Origin of the sequence: Bacillus sp. 22475 (assembly GCF_052044835.1) — a bacterium.
Lineage (GTDB): Bacteria > Bacillota > Bacilli > Bacillales > Bacillaceae_G > Bacillus_A > Bacillus_A cereus.
Window position 1 is genome coordinate 1 of record NZ_JBQENW010000025.1, and the last position, 22,789, is coordinate 22,789.

The window sequence follows — 22,789 nt, forward strand, 5'->3', positions numbered from 1 at the left end:
GGTATTTCTTTTTTATGGTTGTTACTTGCTTATGGTGTTGCAACATTAATAGTTTTTATACATATGCTAATCTCTAATAAATATTTTGGTGTGCAAAACGCGAAACAGGCAGGAACAACTTTTTTGAAATCACCAGTTTATGTTAAATCTAGACCCTATCAGGTTCTTTACAACGTTGCGATTTTTCCCGTTTTTCTATGGCTATATAGCAAAGGGATAGATACAGATAATGTAAAAGAATTTATGCTTAATACCGTTATTCAATGGACAGCATTGTCGATAATTATCGACTATCTTAGTTGGGTTTTAATTCCTCATAAATTTAGGTTAACACATAAAGAATTTTACATTGATTATCAACCATATATTACTTTGATTTATGTAGCAATTTTTATTAGTCATTATATAGTTGGTTTTTTTATCATTTAACCGAGAAGACCCCCTCCTCTAAACGGAGTGAAGATGGGGGATGAATCGGTTTTTTCTTTTTTGTGGGCACTTCAAAATGTTAGCTTGATGGGGATGGGGTATCACCACATCGCTATCACGCTAAGGTTTTAAAGTAACTCCTAAATGAAATTTTATCTTGCTAAGATATTTTTGCAAATCTTTTTATACCACGTTAAGGGACTATTTACCCTCTATTTATGATATTAAAGTTTAATTGAGATATATGTGAAAATAACTCAAATATTTAAGGATTGTATTTTATATAGTTATTATTTAAAAATAACTTTGACATATAATTCACTTTATTTTATAGTAAGTACTACACTAACTACTAAAGGAGTTATTATGGACGAACTTTATAAAGAACTTCAGAAATGGGGCTTTTCACAATATGAATGTAAAGCGTATATAGGTCTTTTAAAAAATTACCCCATAACAGGATATGAAATAAGTAAAAGGTCAGGTGTACCTCGTTCAACGATTTACGAAGTGGTGGCAAAATTAATAGATAAAGGTGCGGTTTATACAGTTCCTTCTGATCCTGTAACCTACGCTCCCTTGCCAGCTAAAGAGTTAATTCGTCGATTACGTAACAACTTCGAAAACTCTATGGATTATCTTGAAAAGAATTTATCTGCTTTAGAAAGTGAACAAGAAGTAGATGTTATTCATCGTATCAGCAGTGATGAGCATGTTGTTGCTGAAATGATTGATATCATAGATAAAGCAGAAGAAGAAATATGGTTGTCGATTTGGGAACCACAAGCCTCGTCTATAAAAAGTGCTATAGATAGACGTATTAATGAAAAAATCGATGTTTTTTCTATTCTTTTTGGAGCACCTGATATGCAACTTGGTATAACTACTCATCATAATTACATGGCTCCCGAAGTAGCTGAGGAACGTATGAATGGTCGATTAACGATTGTCGCACGGGACAATGAAGAAGTATTAATTGCAAATTTTTCTCCAAATACACCTGCATGGGCAATAAAAACAGAGGATCCAGCCTTGGTATTAATTGCAATGGAGTACATCAGACATGACATTATGTTCTCAGAATTAGTTAAAGAAGTTGGTCCAGAGAAAACGGAAGCTCTTTGGAAAAACGATTCTAATCTATTTCATGTTGTCACTGGAAAACGGTTCAAATAAATTGAACCGTATTTTCTTTCATTTTTTTAATAGTAGTTAGTGTGTTAGCGTCTAGTTATTCGAAAATAAGGAGGGAATGAAATGAGTCTGTCGAGCGCCCAAGTGAATTCATCTCAGAGAGATGAAGATAGTTTTATCAAAGGAGTAAAAGATTGTATCCCTACATTACTGGGTTATTTAAGTATCGGAATAGCGGCAGGTGTTATTCAAAAAACTGCGGGACTTAGCATAGCTGAGATAACTCTCATGTCTTTAATCCTCTATGCTGGATCTGGTCAGTTTATTGCTGCAGGAATGATAGCAACAAGCAGTTCTCTTACTGCTATTATTATTACGATTTTCTTTGTTAATCTTCGTCATATTTTACTTAGTGCAGCACTAGCACCTTATTTTCGGCATCTTTCTCCATTTAGGAACATGTTAGTAGGTTCTCTACTTACCGATGAGACATTTGGTGTTGCTATTAGCGAAGCTGCAAAGAAAAAACAAATCAGTGAAAGATGGATGCATGGCCTTAACATAGCAGCTTATATAAACTGGCTTGTAGCAAATTTAGCAGGAGCATTTTTGGCACAGTGGATTTCCAATCCTGAAGAATTCGGTCTAGGATTTGCCTTGCCAGCGATGTTTATAGGGATTCTTATACTAACAATGTTAGGAAGAAGTACAATCAAACTAGATATCATTGTCGCAATTATAGCAGTTGTTATTGCTGTGGGAAGTTCTTTCGTATTATCCAATAGTATGGGTGTTATAGTTGCTACAATTATTGCTTCAACAATAGGAATGGTGGTGGAAAAATGGAAGTAAGATGGGGCGTTTTTGTAATTATTCTAGGGTCAGCTATTGTAACGTTTATTCCAAGGGTTGTTCCTCTTATGGTGTTAAGTCGTTTCGAATTGCCGGAATGGTTAATGAGATGGTTGAATTATGTCCCTATTTCTGTTATAGCTGCTTTGATTGGTCAAGAGATATTTATACATGATGGAAAGATTGCATCACTTACAAGTAACATTGAATTTTTTGCAGCCATACCAACTTTCTTTATTGCTATAAAAACACGTAGTTTATTGGGAACCGTACTGGGAGGTATTGTTTCCATTATAGTTTTGCACTTTTTGTTTTAATACTAAGTACTGTATTCAATCAATTGTCATGTTTAAATGCCAAGTCATAGCACGAAAGATAACCATAGAACCACAGGATAGAAGGTAAGGATTGAAATATATGTTGAATTGATATCGTAGCATACTTGAATTGAACTGTTATTTCGCGTCTTAAGAATCTTGTATAGCCCAAAATAAAAAATATGCATTTTGACTTGGGAAAGCAAATTTTTTCATTTTGGGGTATTTATTTTTTAAACTTGAGGAACATGAAATTTTATCACTCATGATTCTATAGTATTTTCAGATAAACTAGAGAAAATAGATGAAGAAATAAAAAGTACAAGGGATAAAAGCTCAATTTTAATATTCCCAGAAGAAGATTCAAAACAGAAGTAGAAGATATATCAATTGTTTTTACAAAGCAGTATTGAAATATCCTCTCCAAATAGACGGACGGATAAAATAATAAATTTAGATACCGATATGGAGTAGTGTTTATGGAATCGATTCCTATAATTTTTATGGAAAAATATCTTTGATTTTTTTTGCATAATTCAACAATATGTATTGTAAATTTAATAATTTTGAATTAGCCAATATTTATATACATGTATGCATGTTATAAGTATTAGAAGAACACACCTTATTTTTCAAAGGGGATACAGAAGATATGAGTAAGTTATTTAAAAAGAAATCTGTTACACAATTATTAGAGCCTAGTAAGAGTAAAACCTTAATGAAAACATTGGGTTCATTTGATTTAGTTATGTTAGGATTGGGTTCAATAATTGGAACGGGAGTTCTTGTGTTAGCAGGATTAGTAGCAGCAAGAGACGCTGGACCAGCAGTTGTTTTTTCATTTGTATTGGCGGCAATTGTATGTGGATTTATAGCTTTATGTTACGCAGAGATTGCTTCAATACTTCCGGTTTCAGGAAGTGTATATACGTATGCCTATGCAACAATTGGTGAATTAGTTGCACATTTAGTAGGTTGGATGCTACTTTCAATATATATTTTAGCAACAGCAGCGGTTGCTAGTGGGTGGACAGGTTATTTTCACAATTTAATAACTGGATTAGGCTTAGATATGCCAAAATCACTGTTAATGATTCCATCTCAAGGTGGTATGATGAATCTACCAGCGATGGTCATTACATTGATAATTACATGGATGTTATCGCGTGGTACAAAGGAAAGTAAACGTATCAATAATATAATGGTGTTAATTAAAATTGGAATGGTTATATTATTTATTGTAGTGGGTGTATTCTATGTAAAGCCAGAAAACTGGGTACCGTTTACACCATATGGTTTAAGTGGCGTTTTAGCTGGCGGGGCAGCAGCATTTTTTACTTTTATGGGATTTGATATATTAGCAACTTCGGCAGAAGAAGTAAAAAATCCACAACGCAATCTTCCCATTGGTATTATTGTATCGTTAATTATATGTACAATTATCTATGTTATAGTATGTCTTGTGATGACAGGGATGGTTTCCTATAAAGAATTAAATGTACCTGAAGCAATGGCTTATGTAATGGAAGTAGTAGGACAAGGTAAAGTCGCTGGTGTAATTGCTGTAGGAGCAGTCATTGGTCTTATGGCTGTTATTTTCTCTTCTATGTATGCAGCAACACGAGTATTCTTTGCAATGAGTCGTGATGGACTGTTACCAAAATCACTTGCGAAAATTAATAAGAAGACTGGGGCACCAACTTTCACAATACGGTTGATAGGAATAGGAAGTTCTTTTATAGCTGGTTTTATTGATTTGAAAGAATTAGCGAATTTAGTTAATATTAGTGGCTTGGTGACTTATTCAATGGTGGGTTTATCAGTTATTATCCTTCGTAAAACTCATCCGAATTTAAAACGCGGTTTTATGGTACCATTTGTACCTATATTACCAATCATTTCAATTGTAAGTTGTATGTTTTTGATGCTAAATTTACCATTAAGAACATGGCTATACTTCTGCATTTGGATAACTATCGGATTAGCAATATATTTTGTTTATTCAATAAAACATAGTAATTTAAATGAGAAACCAAATTCAAACGAAATTAAATAACTGTAGTCCTTTTGAATTTAGAGCCAAGGTTGTTTAAGGAAAAGATACCTAAGATACTTGCAAATATGAATGCAAATATTATACAAGCTGTAGTAATTGAAGCTGAGCATATGTGTATGACAATGAGAGGTGTGAAAAAACTTGGTTCAATGACTATAACTTCGTCCTATAAAGGAATATTTAAAGATAATAGTACACTTTGAAGTGAAACTTTAAATATGATAGAGAGATAGAATTATATCATTATTATGCTAAAAAAGAACATACAGAACCTATGTTAAATAATAATTTGTATTCTATTTATGAGCAAACGTATAGAAGAAAGTAGACGTTCATTATCGTAGTACGTCTAATCAAAAGGCAGTGCTGAAGACTTTGGCAGTGCTTTTTCTAAATTAACTTTTTGATATTTTTTATTCTGTTCACAATATCACTTTATATTTTTTGAATATATATCCTAAACATAATTGATATATGAAAGGGTGAGAGTATGATTTCATCATATTCAGTAAAGCCCCTTGAGAAGGATATTAAAGATGTAATTGAAGCGCTAGCTAGAAAACAAATAAGGGCGAATCAACAACAGGAAGATGGTAGTAAAGCTACTATTTTTCTAATAGCTATAAGTTCGCACGAAATACCGTTTTTACGAACAATAAGATGTATAAATAAAAATCTAATACAGTATTTAGGGATTTCGAGCTCATTAGCATGAATCTCCGTATATTGGTATGTGTCTATATAATTTATGTTTTATATGGAAATCAGTACATACTGAACTATTCGTTAAAAATTTTTATAGTAAATTATCTTTTAATATATAGGATTTTTTCTTATATTGATCTAATTAACCCCTCATAATCATGATTAAATTAGCCAATTCATGTTAGATAACGAATTTTAAGCTGTTTTCATTTATTGATTTTTTGTATGAATTTATATATATAAATTTTTTTATTTTACATACATTTATATGTAGTTTTTACACTAATTTTTATGGTCTTATACAAATTTATCACTTAGTTATCTATAATTTTTATTTGACTAACTACACTATACCATTCAATTTTGAATATATTTTAGTATTTCATAATTTAATTATGTAGATAAGTTTGTGTAAAAATTGAATTTTACGCGAACTTGTGTTCGTATCCTTTTTCTGTTATAGTATATATGAGGTGATTTTTATGGATTACAGCAAGCAACGTCAAAAATCCGTACATCGTAAAAAATTATACGAAAATCTAAATGAAATGCCTTTTTACATAGAAGAATTTGTGGAGTACAAAGAATTGCATGATGCCTCTCCCTCCACCCTACTGAATTATGTATATGATTTTAGAGTCTTCTTTAATTGGCTATTATCCGAACAAATTATTGAATTTAAGCCCATTAAAGACATATCCTTCTCTGATTTGGAGAATTTAAAGAAAAAAGATGTTGAGAACTTTATAAGGTTTCTAAAACTACAACAAAACATGCAGAATTCCTCTGTTAACAGAAAAATTTCAGCCCTAAAATCTTTATTTAAGTATCTTACCTCCCTATCAGAAAATGAAGATGGAGAATGTTATTTTTATAGAAATGTAATGGCTAAAATTGAAATACATAAAGATAAAGAAACATTAAATGCCCGTGCAAAACGTATGAGATCTAAAATATTTCATAATGATGATGATCAAGAGTTTTTAAATTATGTTAAGTATGAACATGAAAAATCTTTAACAAAACATCAGTTGTTCTATTTTCTAAGAGATAAAGATCGTGATGTAGCTATCCTTTCCCTTTTTCTTGGTAGTGGTATTCGTGTAAGTGAATTGGCCGATCTTCGTATGGAAGATATAAACTTAAAAGAAAGATTAATTGATGTAATCCGAAAAGGAAACAAAGATGATTCTGTATGGATTACACCAATTGCACTGAACGACCTTGAAAAGTATATGGAAATTAGAGATAATAAATACGCTCCAGGAAAAGAATTGAAAAATGTTTTTTTATCGAAGTATAAACATACTGCACAGCCTCTTTCAGTTAGGGCTATCCAAGATATAGTAGAAAAATATACTAAGGCATATGGAAAAAGAATGTCTCCTCATAAATTAAGACATACATTAGCAAATAAATTATATATGGAAGAAAAAGACTCGTTACAAGTGATGCAACAACTTGGGCATACCAGTCAAGATACAGCTTTGTTATACACTCAACTAGGAGAAACAACTATTAAAGATAGTTTAGGAAGAATTGGAAATAGTAAAGGGTAGATTCTTGTTTAGTATTTACTTTGTATTTTTTATACAAAAAATACAAAGTTTAAATTTAAGGAACAGTTTGATGAAGAAGGTTATTATATTCTTCTTCTTTCTTTTTACAACGACATGAAAATCTAAACTTCTTAAACAAAAAACTATAAATAATTACAAATTCTATTAAAGTCATTTTAAAAACGGATTCTCAGAATACGTTATATGGAGGTTTTTTTCATTAGGACAATACATTCCGCACCTAAATGTCATTTAACCTCAATATTGAGTTAATAACCCTGTTAATAAGAAATTCATTAAAAATCACTTTTACAATTTTTTTAAATAACAGATTCTTCGTAGTCTCTGATTAACCTTGAGCGATATAGACAAAATCACATAGACCATTTTTGATACATTTTGTGTAGTTTGTAATTGTAACATTACTGATGCTCAAATAGCTTAATTAAAAAATAATTTATTAGGATGTATTTCATATGTTAAATTTCGATTAATTCACTCTTTTATTCCGTGAAAAAGCGAAAAAATACCTCTTAAACTTTTCTAACAAAACCTTAGCTAGATAGGCAGCGAAAGCACCCACAAAATTCAATTTGTGGGTGCTTTCCTAGCTATAATTATATATAATTAATTTCTTAGTACCCTATAAATTTAAGCAAATAAATCAATAACCTCGATAAGAGTATTATTTTTTTCATAAATTAGCTTTTCTATTTCTTCATTTGGATGAACTAAATCTGGAATCATAACTGGAATCATCTTGGCATTTACAGCAGCATTTATTCCATTTAGAGAATCCTCTAAAACAATACAATTTTCTGGTTCATAATTAAACAATTTGCTCGCATGAATAAATATATCTGGATTAGGCTTTCCTTTTGAAACCATATCACCTGTAATAATTGCATCAAATCTATGTTGAATTTTCGCTTCACTCAAGTAAAATCCTGCCATTTTTTCACTTCTAGAAGTCGCAACTACTTTTTTTATATTATTTTCATCAAGAAAATCTAATAATTCTAACAGTCCTTTTTTTATTGGTGTCCCATGCTCTCTAATATAGTTAATTACATACTCTCTCTTTACTTCCTTCACAGATTTATAATCAAATTCATATTTAATTTCTTCATCGAATAGTTTTCTTGAATCAACTGAATTTAGACCAATTTTCTTAATTAATATACTCATTGGAATTGGTAATCCAAAATGTTCAAATGCATATTTCCACCCTTCTATCCCTAATCTTTCTGTATCAAACATTAGTCCATCCATATCAAAAATAACTAATTTTATCTGATCTATACTCAACTTATTATTATTCATAAGTACCTCCCAATATATATTAATTTATCAGCTGTAGAATCTGTTAGTTCTATCTAAATTGTAATATTACTACCAATCTTCTATTTTAAGCTCTTTTTACCATATAATATAAAATTACTAGTGCTGTGAAATAATATTCTGAATTTCTAACAAATCACCTACAACGTATTCAGCATCAATATTTTCTTCTTCGTCAGTACTTATCAAAACTGACTTTACTCCAGCATTTTTTGCACACTCTATATCTATACTTCTATCACCAATATAATAGGTGGATTCTTTTTTTAATGAATATTTATCAATTAAATACCTAAGTGCTTCAGGACTCGGTTTTCTCTTAAAACCGTTATCACTGGTAATTATTTCATCAAAATAGTCAATCAATCCATTATTTTTTAGCACTTCTAAAGTAGTGATTCCCTTGTGAGTATATATAAAATTCATCATATCTTTTTCTAATACTACTTTAAGTATTTTTTCTGCGTTCAACAAAGGTTTTAATTCATACGTTCTCATATTACTTAGATTTGAATATTCTTTTTTAATTTTTTTATAATCAATATTATTTTGCATTGAAATCATTATAAGAAATTCCTGAACTGATTTATTCTTAATATAATTCAAAATTGTAATTTTATCATACGGTATTTTATATTTACTAGTTACCTCGTAAATACTACAAACAATAACCTCATATGAATCAATTAATGTTCCATCTAAATCCCAAATTACAGCAGCCTTATTCATTTGATATCTCCATTTCTTTAGTTACTGCAGTAGTGATTCAACTTACTAATTATATTCTGTAGATCATCTTGACAATTTTTAAATTTATTTATTTTGTTTATTCTTAATTTCGCTCTGTTAGCAAATTTAACATCTTTTGTGCAAATAAATTTTTCATAAACCGATACAGCTTGACACATATATAAATAATTTAACTTATACATCATAAGCAAATCATATTTTGATAAAGAACATACATTCATATAGTTTTCCAAGAACCAACTTAACTCATTAACACAAATCCTGCCGTCATTACGTTCTTTTATAGAATTTAAGTAAAATCGCATTAATTCCCATATTGCGGGTATTTTAGAAACTTCCGTCATATCAATGATTCCGATTATATTATTATTAGAAGTTATAATTTGTGTTACCGAATAATCTGAATGCCCATTAACGAATGTAAGTTTTGACATATCAATAATCTCACTGTTACTTATGACATCACGTCTGTTTTCCAAATCTTCTATAAAGAGCTTAGTATCCTCCGATACTTGCATTTTTTTTATTTGATTTATTATTCCCTCAATACGTTTAATATGATAGTTTTTATCATTTAATAGTTTTATAGATGGTCGAAGATTTAAATCAAACTGTTTTAATTCATTATGAATTCTCCCAATATAATTACATCCTTGTTCTAACAACCAATTGGGAGCAGTGTTTTTTTTCCAAATATCACCTTCAATAAATTCTTGAACATGAAATGATTTTTTTAAATCTAATTTACTTATATATTCACCCTTTCTATTTTTAACAAATTTTGAAACTGGATATCCCTTTTCCCTTAAGTAATTACAAATTAATATTTCATGTAAGCTATTATTATTCGATTTGTTTAATTCAAAAATTTTCACAAAAAACTTACCTAATTTTGTCTTAAATATATAGTTAGTACCCCAACCTACTTTATTAATTTCCGTCTCAATAATATCTCCCAAATCATAGTTACTAATAAATTTTCTCTCTATATTTTTCAGTATATTCACCTCCAACAATCTTTCCCTATATATTAATTTGATGCAACCATGTAGCTTTCTGATTTAATACTATTATAGTTTGAGAATTGAGACGTTAAATAATTCATAATATATATTGAAGCAGTAAATTCAGATGTTCTATCAAGAGCAAGTGTTAAATTCGAAGCACTGTCCTCCCAAAAACCGAATTCTTTCTGTGTTTGAGCTAAGTATTCGTTTACTCGTTTATAATAATCTCCATATAACTCATCTTTTGTATTGATATACAATAAGACACTAGCAATACCAAATTTCCCTATATAATTATTGAATATTGCCTCTTTGCCGCTTTTAATTAAAATATCATAATATTCCTTTGCACATTCTATGTATATTTCATCTCCTGACGCCATGTAAGCCAAACACAAATTCACAATTGCTAAAGACACTGAATAGTATAAAGGTTTACTATTCTTTACATAATAATTATAAAATCGTTGATTCTCTTCTGAGTAATTAGTAATTAATTCATTATTTTCATCTTGAATTAAATAAAAATGATCTCCTATAAACTCATTCTTTTTAAATAAGTTTACTATAAAATCTGCTGTGCTCTTTCCTACCTGATAATCTTTCATTAAGAAAGCACATATTCCTCCAAAGGCTGTAGCTCTTAACTCGTAAACTTCTGCATTTTTTATCGATGTAAAGCCGCCAGTTTTTTCTGAATAACTTTCCTTAATTATTTCATATATCTCCTTTTTATTAGGGTCTTTCGCAAAATATTGGTATAAAAATAACCAGTAGTTATAATAATTATCACATTTTCTTCCAACAGTATGTTTATCAGAATAATGATAAAGATCCACATTATTCTTCATTTTTGATAAAATTCTTTGAGCATCTATACTTTCTCCACCCAAGTATAAAGCTATAGGTGCCTTATAATATGCTTCAATCGGTAAATCAATAAACTCCTGATTATTGATATGATTTTTAATCCACTTTAAAGATTTTTCTGTTAATTTCATCATTTTCGCCTACCCATTCCAATTATTTTATATAAACTAATTTAATTACCTGGCATGATTTAATCCTTATTTCCATTTATAATAATAAATAGATTTCTTAGACTTCAAGATCATGCCAAGGTAATTAAATATACTTATTTAGTTAGTTATTTACTTACTTTAATAACATTTGAACTTCTTTAATTTTCTGTAATTTATTTAAATCGTAATTTTTAGGTAACCTACAAATAAAACACATTTTGTTTTTGTACGAAAACGCAGTGATAAAATACCTTTTATGTTTTTTAAACTTTGAAGAAATTATGGCGCGGATATTATCATATTCGCTTTCAGAATATTCTCCCGTATAATTAAAGCCAAAATCCAAACTATCATATACCTTTTTAATATCCCTTCCAAGTTCCTTGTCTTCATATTCACCATACGCAATATTGTCAATAAAGACTTTATCTTCAATGTAGTTTTTCTTGTAACTATTTTCGACTTTGTTATAGCTTGTATTAATATCTTGATCATCTGCATCTACTTTTACTGGGATACTAATATGGAAATCCCCAATTACATCACCGAAATCTTTTCCGCCAATATTTCTAGCATTTCTAGTCATTCTTAAAACAAATTGATTACGGTCAAATATTATTTTGCACATTTGTAATGCAATCCAAAACGATAAACATTCCATTTTTTCTGATACTATAATTCCATAATCATGATTGTCTTGTATACTATATTCAAAGAAATAATCAACCAGGTATTCTGAGTTATCATTTATATCTATTTTTCTCTTCAGGATAAAGTCACATATTTCTTTAAATTCCAATCCCTCTTTATATTGAATAATCTTTTCCTTATTTGTATTTTTCATTTGTTCATCTACATATTCTAAATAATCTATCGGTTTCACGTTGGAATTCTTTGTTTTGTTATTGAATAAATATGAATTTAAATGTGAATATATCTGCCGTTTTAAAATAAACATACTTGCACCATCAAAAATCATGTGATTAAACATCATTAATAATTCATATTTTTTTTCACTCACTTTGATTAATATAAAACTATATAAGACCTTATCAATTATATCTGTGCCAAAATTCATACTTTCCATATTTCTTTGTATATATTTTTTTACTAGATTAATTGATGCATCGTCATAACGACTCAAATCCATAACATTTATTTCCAAATCGTGAATTCTATCACTTTCAAAATTATAATATCGCCCCTCAGCATAACCTATCTTGCTACGTAACATAGAATTTTGGTTTATCGTATTTATTAAGGCATATTCTATAGCTGATGAACTTATGATTTTATCAAAAGGGATAGTACATACAATATTTGAAAATCTTTTTTTCATTAAAAATTTATTCTGGGAACTACTACATGGAAACTGATTTATTACCTTATTAAGTGCTATTTTCTTATTAATTTCTCTATACTGTTCTCTTAAAACATCATTAATTTTATCCTCTATCTCACTATTCATAGAAATAGAATCAAATATATCTAAAATTCCTCGTTCATTATAATTTTTAAAATCATTTAATGGTACTATATAATCTGGTATGAGAGCTTCTGAGTAATTGTCTAAAATAATCTTCTTGATTTCATCATGATTACTATTTGTAAATAAAACAATCACACTTCTAAAGTTGTAATCATGTATTCGCAACTTGACATTTATTTTAAGTTTTTCTTGAAGCGATTCTTCAATTTCCTTTAACAAATCTTCTTTATCTTTCTCTGCTGCTATCAAAGTAGCTAAATATGATATGGTTGGATTCCTTAAAAAGTCATCTAAGAATATTTCTTTACCAAATTCTCTATTGAGTAAATGTAGCATGATTACTATTGATAAAGAATCACCCCCCAAATCAAAAAAGTTTTCCGAAACTCCTATTTTCTCAATTTCTAATGCCTTACCCCAAATTTCTGCTATTGTTTTCTCTATTTCATTTCTAGGTGCTTGATAATTAGCATTCAAATTATTTGTGTCAGGTTCTGGAAGTAATCTGTTATTAATTTTTCCGTTCGGAGTTAAAGGCATACTCTTAAGTAACACAAAATGTGCTGGAATCATATACTCTGGTAACTTTTTTTTCAAATATTCTTTAATGTCCAGCTCTTCTACAGTTTTATCACTTACAATATATGCACATAAATACTTTCTTTTATTTTCTTTTACTAAAACCACAGCTTCTTTTATGTTATTGTTTTCTAATAACTTATTTTCTATTTCACCAAGTTCAATGCGGTAACCTCTTATTTTTACTTGATTATCTTTTCTTCCCAAGTACTCAATATTACCATCGGGTAACCATCTTGCTAAGTCACCTGTTTTATACATCTTTGTTCCAGCCTCAAATGGATTGTCAATAAACTTTTGGCATGTCAATTCATTTTTATTAAGATATCCCCTGGCTAAACCATCTCCACTTATACATAATTCACCCGCTATACCAATCGGTAATATATTATTCAACTTATCTAAGATATATATTTTATTATTATCTACCGCTTTTCCTATTGGAACGCTCTTGTTTATGGTTCCTTCATACTTCCACATGGTAGTACAGATGCTATTCTCCGTTGGCCCATATGCATTTACATAATTGAGTTTTTTTCCAACTCTGCTAGCCAAAGATTTATTAGACTCACTACCTCCAGTTATAATTAGTTCTAGCTCTGTATCTTCAATTTCTATTTCGTTAGCAACAAATGGCGGTAATAAAGTTATGTTGATTTCGTTTCGTTTTATATAAGTGTTTAGTTTACAAATATCCATTGCAAGATTCTTGGATATGACATGCACTTCAGCCCCAAGTAAAATACCCATGTATATTTCCCAAGCCGATGCATCAAATGCAATGCTAGCAAATTGTAATATTTTTTTATTACTATTTAAATTGAATTTTTTCTTTGATGAATTAATTAAGTTTATAACGCCTTTGTGTTCAACCATAACCCCTTTTGGTTCTCCAGTTGTACCAGATGTATAAATTACATAGGCCAAATTTCTTGAGGTGTGTAATTTATCTAAATCTTCTGTTTCTCGTCCGTATAATTCTTCATCCAATAAGTCAATAATCTTGTATTTAAAATCAATCTTATTATTTAACTTAATGTTTGTTAGTAATACTTCACTTCGACTATCTTTAAGAATATATTCTATTCTATCTTTCGGATAACTAGGGTCTATAGGTAAATATGCACCCCCAGCTTTTAACACGCCTAAGATCCCTACTACCATCTCTATAGACTTCTCTACTAATAAACTAACAATAGACTCAGGTCTAACTCCTTGTTCTCTTAAATTCCTTGCCAAACTGTTAGCCTTCTTATTTAATTCCATATACGTCAAAGTGTTATCCTCAAATACAACTGCTATTTTAGTTGGATTTTTTTTAACCTGTGCTTCAAATAATTCACAAATTGTGTTGATTTTCGGATATGTATAGTCTGTTTTATTAAAATCAAATAATATTTGATTTATTTCTTCTTCTGTCATTACGTTTATATCAGATATATAATTTTTTTTGTTTTTAGTTATACTTTTTAAAATTTGAACCAAGTGACAACTAAAACGTTCAATTGTTTGATGAGTAAATAAGTTTGAATTATAATTAATAACAATGCTTAAACCGTTATTATTGTTACTAACAGCATTAAATATTAAATCACACTTTGGGATGTTATCTTTACAAACAACCTTTTCTAATGCCAAATCATCTACATTGATATTTTCTTCATTAGATCTATCAATACTGTTAAATGCTACATCAAATAACGGATGTCTGCTCATATCTCGTTTCATTTTTAGCTTGTCTATTAACTGCTCAAACTGATAATTCTGGTTCCTATATGCTTTTAATAGGTTAGCTTTTACTGCTTCTAAAAATTCTAAGTATGTTAGGCTACCCTCTGGTTGATTTCTTATAGCAAGAATATTTTCACTCAAATCTATCCCTACTTGAATTCCTATAGAAGCTCTATCAAAAATTGGAACACCAATTATAATGTCTTCTTGACCAGTATATTTTGAAAGTAGTATGTAAAACGCCGAAATTAAAAGTGTATCCATTGTAGTTTCGGTATCTATCGCAAGCTTTTTTAAATCTAATACTATATTTTCAGCAATCTTTAAATTCACCAATTTCTCTTCATAACTTTGTATACTTGGCCGTACATAATCTGTAGGCATGTTCAATACTGGAATCTCATCTTTATATACATCTAACCAGTATTGTTCTTCGTTGATTATCTCATTTGACCTGAGGTAATCATCATTCCTGTTCTTATTTTTTTCAAAATCCCTATTATTTTTACAGTAAAATTCCATGTTATTCTCTCCTAACTTCAAACAATAAAACTTTTACATACCCAAAACTTGTTCATAATGGTTACATTTCAAAGAATTTAAGTGTTTATTTAATGACCTTTTCTTCCTCAAAGGATTACTTTCATAAGGAAATCTTTACATAAATATGCCCCTTTCATTTCTCGACACACAAAGTCATGAAATATTTAACATAATGACATTTTTCATACCCAATCAAAATAACTTGTCTCTAAAATGCATATACGCGAGCATATTACGCAAGTCGAATGATATCGATTTCATCATACTTATTATGAGCAACATATCTACACCCTCATATGTTAAGGGATAAAAACCTGTACCCTTCTTTAGTGCGATAAACATCTTTTATATTAAATTACCGCAAAATATGATGTTATCGATTCCAATGTAACCATTATGAACAGTACATCTAAAACCCATTCAATACTATTGGATTAAAACATCAAACTTTTCATATCTTTTTTTACATCATCGCATTTCTAATCATTTAACCTTTAATAAAATAATTATATTTTTAATTATTCTGATATTTTAGGCCTATTTTTTCTTAAACATTTAACGAATTATATATTTTATGTATTATTTCATAGCTGTCATGATTCATAACATGTTGAGTTTACCTTTTTTCAAGAAACTAAACTTAATATTATTTATTTTCTTAAAAAGCCAACCTATTTCCATACGATAGTACCTATGGAACAAAATGTCAACACTGTATTAGAAAATATACAATTGTACGATAATTTTGTCAAATAAAATTTTTATTCTCAAAAAACATTGCACAATTGTATATTTTTGGTGTAATCTTATTTTTATCTTTAGTCCCTTCAGTGGATTTAGACATGTTATTACTTGTATTTATTCAATAAAGATAGACTCTTTGACTAAAGGGACTAAATAGATAACTTAATTTATATAAAGTTTTGAAATTAAGGAGGTATGATGATGGGTTATATCTAAATAAATTTTTGAAAAATATATATATTAAATCAATCTGTAAATTCATTTAGGGAGATTTCTGGATATATATCTTTGTAGATTTACAGAACATTATTTCAAGAACGAACTAGTGTTATTCAAAACAAAGGAGTGAACACCATGTGTATAATCATTATTAACCGTTTTTCAGAAAATACTATAAATTATGAAGAAGCTTTAAGTGGAATAGATGGAGAATACATCTTAATTACAAGAGAAAAGCACAAAAATGTATTTCGTGAATTATTTCCTAATAGGAAAATAATTAATCATTTTCATGAAGATGATAATATTCGTCTTTATATTCAAGAACTTCACAAGAAAAAACCTGTTACATCAATAGTTGCAACTCACGAGTTTGACTTGGAAGAAGTAGGTAAAATAAGAGATTTATTAAATATCCCTGGTCAGACAGAAGATAGTGCCCAAGGTTTTAGAAATAAAGTCTTAATGAAAAATATGGTAAAAGAAGCCGTAAGAACTCCAAAGTATTTAGAGATTAAAGAACAAATGGATTTAATTTCTTTTAAAGAAATTAATGGATTCCCTTTTATTATTAAGCCGGTAGATGGAGCTGGATCTGCAGGTTTTTCAGTTATTTCGAATGAATCTGAATTCAAGAAAATCCTTGAAGAATATACAGATTTCCCTTATATTGCAGAAGAATTTATTGAGGGAGATATGTACCACGTAGATGGTCTTTATATCAATAATCAATTAATTATATCCCAACCCTCTATCTACATAAATGGTTGTTTAGCATACCGTGAGGAAAAATATTTGGGATCAGTTATGTTATCTGAAACACATCCTTTATTTGAAAGATTAAATAAGAGCGTTCTTAAGGTATTACGTAACTTACCTACTCCAAATCATGTAATACCTTTCCATGCTGAATTTTTCTATACTTCTCAGGATGAAATCGTTTTCTGTGAAATCGCCTCCCGTGTAGGTGGAGGGAAAATAAATAATACTTTTTTGCAGAAGACAGGTGTAAATTTACTTTCGGAATGTGTTCGTGCACAGTGTGATAAAGATTACAATCACAAAAATCTAAAAATTCAAAATGATAGTGAGACATATGGATGGATGCTCATCCCTCCTAAAAAAGGAACATTACTGTCTATCAATACCGACTTCCCTTTTGATTGGATAATACATTGTATAGTTAGAGATGAAAAAATTGGAAAAACATTCTCCGGCGGTGACACAAGCGTTTCAGCAATTATGTCACTTATAATCAAAGGTAAAGACGAGCATCAAGTTCAAGAAAGATTCAATATTATTAACGAATGGCTTGAAAATAATATTATCTGGGATATTAAAACATTAACAATATAAAAGGATAAAAATATATGAATTTATTTAGATTACATCGGAACATACAACTTAGAATATTAATAATTTTTTTTAATAATCTAACATCAAATATGATTTTTCCTTTCATGAGTATATACTTTGCAAAACATATTGGCCTAAAGGCAACTAGCTTAGTTCTCACTGCATCTATTATATTAACATTACTAGGAAATCTGTATGGTGGAGGATATGCTGATAGACATGGTAGGAAATTTATAATGGTATTATCCGAAGGGGTGAAAGTACTAATCTTTTTTGGATTTTTACTTGGGACTTCCCCTTCCTATTATTGGCCGCTTCTAACGGTATTATGTTTCTTGCTGCGAAGCTTTTTTAATGGGTTATACAGTCCTGCTGCTGAAGCTATGTTACTAGATGTTACTACGACTGTAGAACGAAAGTATACGTATAATATAATCTATTGGATAAACAATTTGTCTTTGGCTATTGGTGCTGGAATTGGGACTTATTTTTTTGAAACAAACTTAATTTATTTATTTACAATTCTTGCTGCTGTGAGTTTAATGCTATTTTTAGTTACGTTATTTGGGATAAAAGAAACTTATTTTCCAGATAATTCAGGCTTACCAAATAAAAAAGATAAAGGTTATATTAAAAATTACATTGAGGTCTTTAAAGATCGCATTTTTATTATTTTTGTAGTGTCCAGTATGTTGTTATTCTCTCTTGAAGCTCATCTCACTAGGTACATAGCTATTAAGCTTAAAGATTACGATTTTAAGATTTTTGATATACAACTAACGGGAACTCAACTATATGGAAATTTAGTTTTAGAAAATACTATTTGTGTTGTATTCCTCTCAATTTTATTTTCTAAAAAGATAACTAAAATAAAACGCGAAAGAGTCCCATTTGTTTCCGGATTGGTACTTTTTGTAATAGGTTATGGATTGATAGCAACTAATTTAAATCCGTTTATATTAATTATTATGATGTTTGTAGCAACCTTAGGCGAAATTTTATTTGCACCTATTTTTCAAACTTACTTAGGGGATCTAGCTAAAAAACCATTAAGAAGTTCTTACATGGCTATTAATAAATTTGCAAATCGTGGAAGCATTTTAATTTCTACAGGAATTATCTATCTTGTCAGTATTAGCTCAGCATGGGTCTCTTCGTTACTAATTTGGTTGACAGGAATTTTAGGAGCTGTACTATTATGTCTGTTACTTCCACATATTTATGCACGAAAAGAAATAGAATATAGTACCGATAAAGTAGGTTAATAAAATTCATACTGTTGGAGAAAGGTATCAATTAAAGGCTAATAATTGATTGCTCATCTTAAAACGAAAGAGATATAATAAGGTTTCTATTCTTTAGTTTACAATACTATAGAATTCCTCATGTATACCTATTTTCTAAACAAAAAGGCAGGGATTTTCCCTGCTTTTTGTTTAGAAACAGTATTTAATATTATTGTTTTCAATTAATGTTAGAATTAACTGAAAATAATCACCCCCTAAAAATTCATATATTCTTCGTATAATTTATTTATATTGAAATCCTTGTTTGTTCAAATTACTTAATATCATTAAAAAACTCCGCTATTACCTAACTAAAAAACATCCTGAAAGCTAAATTTTTTTCTTAATGTTATGCTAATTCATAAGTGTAACGAAAAATTGATGTACTTAATCCCATTTTACCTAATTAAATTCTGTACAGTAAAGTTTGATTGAATTAATACTGGCTAACTTCAATTTCCTATCTATGTTCAAACAATAGAACATAATTGTTTGAAGTTATTGATTTTGTAATCAGAATTATCATTTTCTTCATTTTCATCAGTAAAATAGCAAGCACTTATTCCCGCGTTTTTCGCTGCTAATAGGTCCAAATCCCGATCTCCAATCATTATAGTTTCTGAATGAATCATGTCATATTTGTTAATTAAATAATTAATTGCATCAGGACTTGGTTTTCTCTCAAATCCTTGTTGAGATGTTATAAAATCAGAAAAATATCCGTATAAACCATAAATTTCCAATAACTTAATAGAAGATTCTCCTCTATGAGTATACAAATAATTTTTTCTATTAGTTGAATGAATATGCTTGCAAATTTCTACAATTCCTTCAAATGGTTTTGATAGTTCAAGTTCCATTTCTTTTCTTTGCAATTGATATTTTGTTATAAAGTCTTTTTCTATTTGATACTTATTTTCATAGTATTTTAAAGCGGATGACATAGATACCCTCATTTGTTTTACAATTTCACTTAATGGCTCGTCTATTCCTTCTCTCTTCAGCAATTCTTTAAATATTTTTGCCATTACTGGATATGTATTAAAAAGAGTACCATCAAAATCCCAAATTATATGTTTGTACATTTCAAATCCTCCAATTTATTTATTATTAAAATCTTACAAAGATATTGTAACAAAACAAGTAATTTTTATATAGTCGAAAACATATATCTTACGAATATAGGCTGCAACAGCTTAGATATCTTTCCATTAATCGTTGCATGTAACTAATGTAAAGATATTTTTATTTTAAACAAGGCATACATAAAATATTAAGACTCAATACCTTTAGAATAAAATTGTCGCACTCCTAATAAATATTTTTCTCTAACCTTTCTATTCATTATTCTCTATAACACTACCCATAAAACCTCATTACTTTTATATAAGGTGATTTTGAACTGCGTAAATATAAGGATAATGATTATACCTAAAATTACCAGAATTTTTATTAGAGAAATATAAGAGTTTATGCAAAATTGCATAATTTTTAGCGTTAATATTTATGTATAATAATAAGGAGCTTTCCAACATTTTTCTTTAAATTTAATACTTTAATCTTAACTATCTAATGTACCCAAGTACTATATTTTGAGGAATAAAAAAACCTAAGAAAATCGCCTTTCCTATAAGGGATTCTATTACTACTTCACTCCCATACATTAAAAGGAATTAAAGTTATTGTGAAGAGGAAATATTAATTTTATTAAGATATCTACTTGTATTTTCCCCTTTAAATCATCATGGAGCTTAATATCTTATAAATAACTAAATGCTATTTTAGAAGTTATAAATACTAAATTATGGCTTCTCTTATCATTAACTTTATAACACAAATAACCGTATTTAATTATGTATTTTTTATATAATTAAATATGGTTATTTGTGTTATAAATTCTAATCCGATGTATTTGTATATTTACTTTTGTAATTATTCATATGAAATAATTTCTTTATACGCATTTCTTCATTGCTTTTTACATGAATAAGTATTCTGTTTTATTACCATGTTAGTTTTTACTTAAATTAAATATTCATTTATTCAAGAAATTCATACACCCGTTGAAATATTAATATCATATTCATCTAGTGTATTATTTATCTGTTTTCCATCTATTGTCATCCTTATTTTTTGTTTTGGATTTGCTGTTAACACCCAAGCATTTGGTAAATAACGATCTTCATGGGATAAGGTCGAAGGTGAATTTACAACCTTTCCTCCTAAATATAGCGTAGCAGAAGAACCTCCATCCATAGCCATTGCATTTATTGCTCCTTTTTCATATAGAATATCTTGACACTCTTTTAACGTGGCTCCTATGCTATGTGTTTGTCTACCATCTATCACTAGAAACATAATTGTACCATCTTCCTTTTGGACCATAATACTTCTTGGAGCCGAACCCCAACCACCGTCTCCTTCTGTAATCATTTTTTCTCCATTTACAATTAACTGTGGCATAAATCCAGCTGCGGAAACGACTTGTTTATCCAACAGTTGTTGGGTAGAATAATTTCCTGTTATCATTTGACCAAACTTTGTTAATCCCGTAATAATTGTAGGGGCATTTCTATCCATATTTGTATCAATAGCTTTCCCATTTTCTATCACAATTCTAGTAGCAACATTTCCTCCACCCCTTCCTGTTTCATCAGCAAATCCACTTGCATTCACAGCAACAAGTGTATGATTGCATTTTGCCATTACACTAATTTTTCTCCCCTGTTAGCAGCCTGTGTTCCTTGATGGCTAACAAGTTTAACATTGAAAGGATTACTAATAGTGACTAACTTTCCTCCGAAAAGAAAGCGACTTTCTTTATTACTTTTAATCGTTTCTACATCAATTTCTAATGGCTGATTTTTTAATTCTTCTAATCTTTTTCCTGCTATTTTTTTATAAATATGCTCATCACTGTTTGACCATTTTGGATGATTAATTCTATCTTGCAGTGTATCTAGTTCCTTTTAGGATAGGAATGTATATTTCGCATATTGTGGATGCTGAGAAGTTAGTATACTTCCAGCGATTGTTATACGAAGCTCTCGGCCATAGCTAGTACCAAATAATATTCCTATGCCTCCTTTAAAATAATTTTTAATAAAGACAAAAGCGTTTATTTTCCTCATTCCCAAGTTCCCCACTAAGTCTTAGCAAGCAATGCAATATACTTATTTTACATTTCGTATTTATTTGAGTGTATACTTACAAATCTAATAACGTTTTTGCAACCATGAAATAAATTACTAATCCTGTTCCGTCAACAAATGTTGTAATAAATAGACCTGAAACAACTGCAGGATCTAATCTTAATTTTCTTAGAATCAAAGGTAAAACAGCTTAAATCTGGTTATGATAAAACAAAAGTCATATCACTTTTAACTACCTTTTTAATACCTTTTGTTGCTCCTACTCTTATATGAGGTCTACAATCAAGTCACATTGATTTTAAAATTATCTTTCCATTCTCACCAACTGTCCTAACATGGATGCCTTGTTAGGACAGTTGTTATTGGTCTTATATCAATGCTACTATCTCTAAAATATATGCAAAGAAAGATTTATAATTTAAATTTCCTCCGTGATTAAATTATTTTATATCCAAAAACCTTTTATATCGAAGTAAGCAAAATTTTAAAGCTCACTAGATTGGAACATTTATTTGAAT

Annotated in this window: 15 protein-coding genes and 4 pseudogenes; 11 read left to right on the forward strand and 8 right to left on the reverse strand. The window is 29.2% G+C overall.

The window, feature by feature from the left end; genetic code table 11:
• The 8 genes and pseudogenes from ACTJJY_RS25420 to xerS all read left to right on the forward strand — a co-directional run.
• On the forward strand, positions 1-429 hold a 429-nt coding region (locus ACTJJY_RS25420; RefSeq protein WP_440606891.1), incomplete at its 5' end, for a hypothetical protein.
• A 366-nt stretch (positions 430-795) separates the two neighbouring features.
• Positions 796-1,605 carry a TrmB family transcriptional regulator gene (locus tag ACTJJY_RS25425; RefSeq protein WP_168411493.1) on the forward strand — a complete coding sequence of 270 codons (810 nt, stop codon included), beginning with the start codon at positions 796-798 and terminating at the stop codon, positions 1,603-1,605.
• Between the two features lie 81 nt (positions 1,606-1,686).
• Positions 1,687-2,415 (forward strand): AzlC family ABC transporter permease, encoded by a 729-nt coding sequence (locus tag ACTJJY_RS25430; RefSeq protein ID WP_440606892.1) that lies wholly within the window; start codon positions 1,687-1,689, stop codon positions 2,413-2,415.
• The gene (locus tag ACTJJY_RS25435; RefSeq protein WP_440606893.1) at positions 2,406-2,732 is read left to right on the forward strand and encodes an AzlD domain-containing protein; all 327 of its coding nucleotides are present in this window, start codon (positions 2,406-2,408) and stop codon (positions 2,730-2,732) included. Before ACTJJY_RS25430 ends, ACTJJY_RS25435 begins: the two co-directional genes overlap by 10 nt.
• A 652-nt stretch (positions 2,733-3,384) precedes the next feature.
• Entirely contained in the window at positions 3,385-4,788 is a 1,404-nt protein-coding gene (locus tag ACTJJY_RS25440; RefSeq protein WP_098277311.1) for an amino acid permease, read from the forward strand.
• 35 nt (positions 4,789-4,823) lie between these two features.
• Positions 4,824-4,991: pseudogene (locus ACTJJY_RS25445) on the forward strand (GTP cyclohydrolase I); the annotation flags it as partial.
• A 287-nt stretch (positions 4,992-5,278) separates the two neighbouring features.
• Positions 5,279-5,503: a hypothetical protein gene (locus tag ACTJJY_RS25450; protein ID WP_440606894.1), complete on the forward strand. Its 225-nt coding sequence runs from the start codon at positions 5,279-5,281 to the stop codon at positions 5,501-5,503.
• A 472-nt stretch (positions 5,504-5,975) separates the two neighbouring features.
• The gene (gene xerS / locus ACTJJY_RS25455; protein ID WP_440606895.1) at positions 5,976-7,052 is read left to right on the forward strand and encodes a tyrosine recombinase XerS; all 1,077 of its coding nucleotides are present in this window, start codon (positions 5,976-5,978) and stop codon (positions 7,050-7,052) included.
• Positions 7,053-7,703: 651 nt separating this feature from the next.
• On the opposite strand, the gene ACTJJY_RS25460 is transcribed toward xerS, so the two are convergent.
• The 5 genes from ACTJJY_RS25460 to ACTJJY_RS25480 all read right to left on the reverse strand — a co-directional run bounded on the left by ACTJJY_RS25460 (position 7,704) and on the right by ACTJJY_RS25480 (position 15,493).
• Positions 7,704-8,375, reverse strand: coding sequence for an HAD family hydrolase (locus ACTJJY_RS25460; protein WP_098828487.1), 672 nt, complete (start codon positions 8,373-8,375; stop codon positions 7,704-7,706).
• A gap of 117 nt (positions 8,376-8,492) precedes the next feature.
• Positions 8,493-9,122: an HAD-IA family hydrolase gene (locus ACTJJY_RS25465; RefSeq protein ID WP_336820921.1), complete on the reverse strand. Its 630-nt coding sequence runs from the start codon at positions 9,120-9,122 to the stop codon at positions 8,493-8,495.
• A 17-nt stretch (positions 9,123-9,139) separates the two neighbouring features.
• The gene (locus ACTJJY_RS25470) at positions 9,140-10,150 is read right to left on the reverse strand and encodes a phosphotransferase (RefSeq protein ID WP_440606896.1); all 1,011 of its coding nucleotides are present in this window, start codon (positions 10,148-10,150) and stop codon (positions 9,140-9,142) included.
• A gap of 23 nt (positions 10,151-10,173) precedes the next feature.
• Positions 10,174-11,151: a hypothetical protein gene (locus ACTJJY_RS25475; RefSeq protein ID WP_440606897.1), complete on the reverse strand. Its 978-nt coding sequence runs from the start codon at positions 11,149-11,151 to the stop codon at positions 10,174-10,176.
• 154 nt (positions 11,152-11,305) lie between these two features.
• A complete protein-coding gene (locus ACTJJY_RS25480) occupies positions 11,306-15,493 on the reverse strand; it encodes an amino acid adenylation domain-containing protein (protein ID WP_440606898.1) in 4,188 nt (1,395 codons plus the stop codon).
• Positions 15,494-16,612: 1,119 nt separating this feature from the next.
• Between ACTJJY_RS25480 and ACTJJY_RS25485 the strand changes: the two genes are divergently transcribed.
• Both ACTJJY_RS25485 and ACTJJY_RS25490 read left to right on the forward strand, forming a co-directional pair.
• Positions 16,613-17,833: an ATP-grasp domain-containing protein gene (locus ACTJJY_RS25485; protein ID WP_061529119.1), complete on the forward strand. Its 1,221-nt coding sequence runs from the start codon at positions 16,613-16,615 to the stop codon at positions 17,831-17,833.
• A gap of 14 nt (positions 17,834-17,847) precedes the next feature.
• The gene (locus ACTJJY_RS25490; protein WP_440606899.1) at positions 17,848-19,098 is read left to right on the forward strand and encodes an MFS transporter; all 1,251 of its coding nucleotides are present in this window, start codon (positions 17,848-17,850) and stop codon (positions 19,096-19,098) included.
• A 491-nt stretch (positions 19,099-19,589) separates the two neighbouring features.
• Here the strand turns inward: ACTJJY_RS25490 and ACTJJY_RS25495 are convergent, their stop codons facing one another.
• From ACTJJY_RS25495 to ACTJJY_RS25505, 3 genes and pseudogenes are all read right to left on the reverse strand, one after another.
• Positions 19,590-20,204, reverse strand: coding sequence for an HAD-IA family hydrolase (locus ACTJJY_RS25495; RefSeq protein WP_440606900.1), 615 nt, complete (start codon positions 20,202-20,204; stop codon positions 19,590-19,592).
• Between the two features lie 967 nt (positions 20,205-21,171).
• Positions 21,172-22,250, reverse strand: a pseudogene (locus tag ACTJJY_RS25500) (phosphodiester glycosidase family protein).
• A gap of 76 nt (positions 22,251-22,326) precedes the next feature.
• A pseudogene (locus tag ACTJJY_RS25505) lies at positions 22,327-22,461 on the reverse strand (magnesium transporter); the annotation flags it as partial.
• Between ACTJJY_RS25505 and ACTJJY_RS25510 the strand changes: the two are divergent.
• Positions 22,458-22,688 (forward strand): annotated as a pseudogene (locus tag ACTJJY_RS25510) (ABC-2 transporter permease); the annotation flags it as partial. The pseudogenes ACTJJY_RS25505 and ACTJJY_RS25510 sit on opposite strands and share 4 nt — an antisense overlap.
• Positions 22,689-22,789 lie beyond the last annotated feature (101 nt).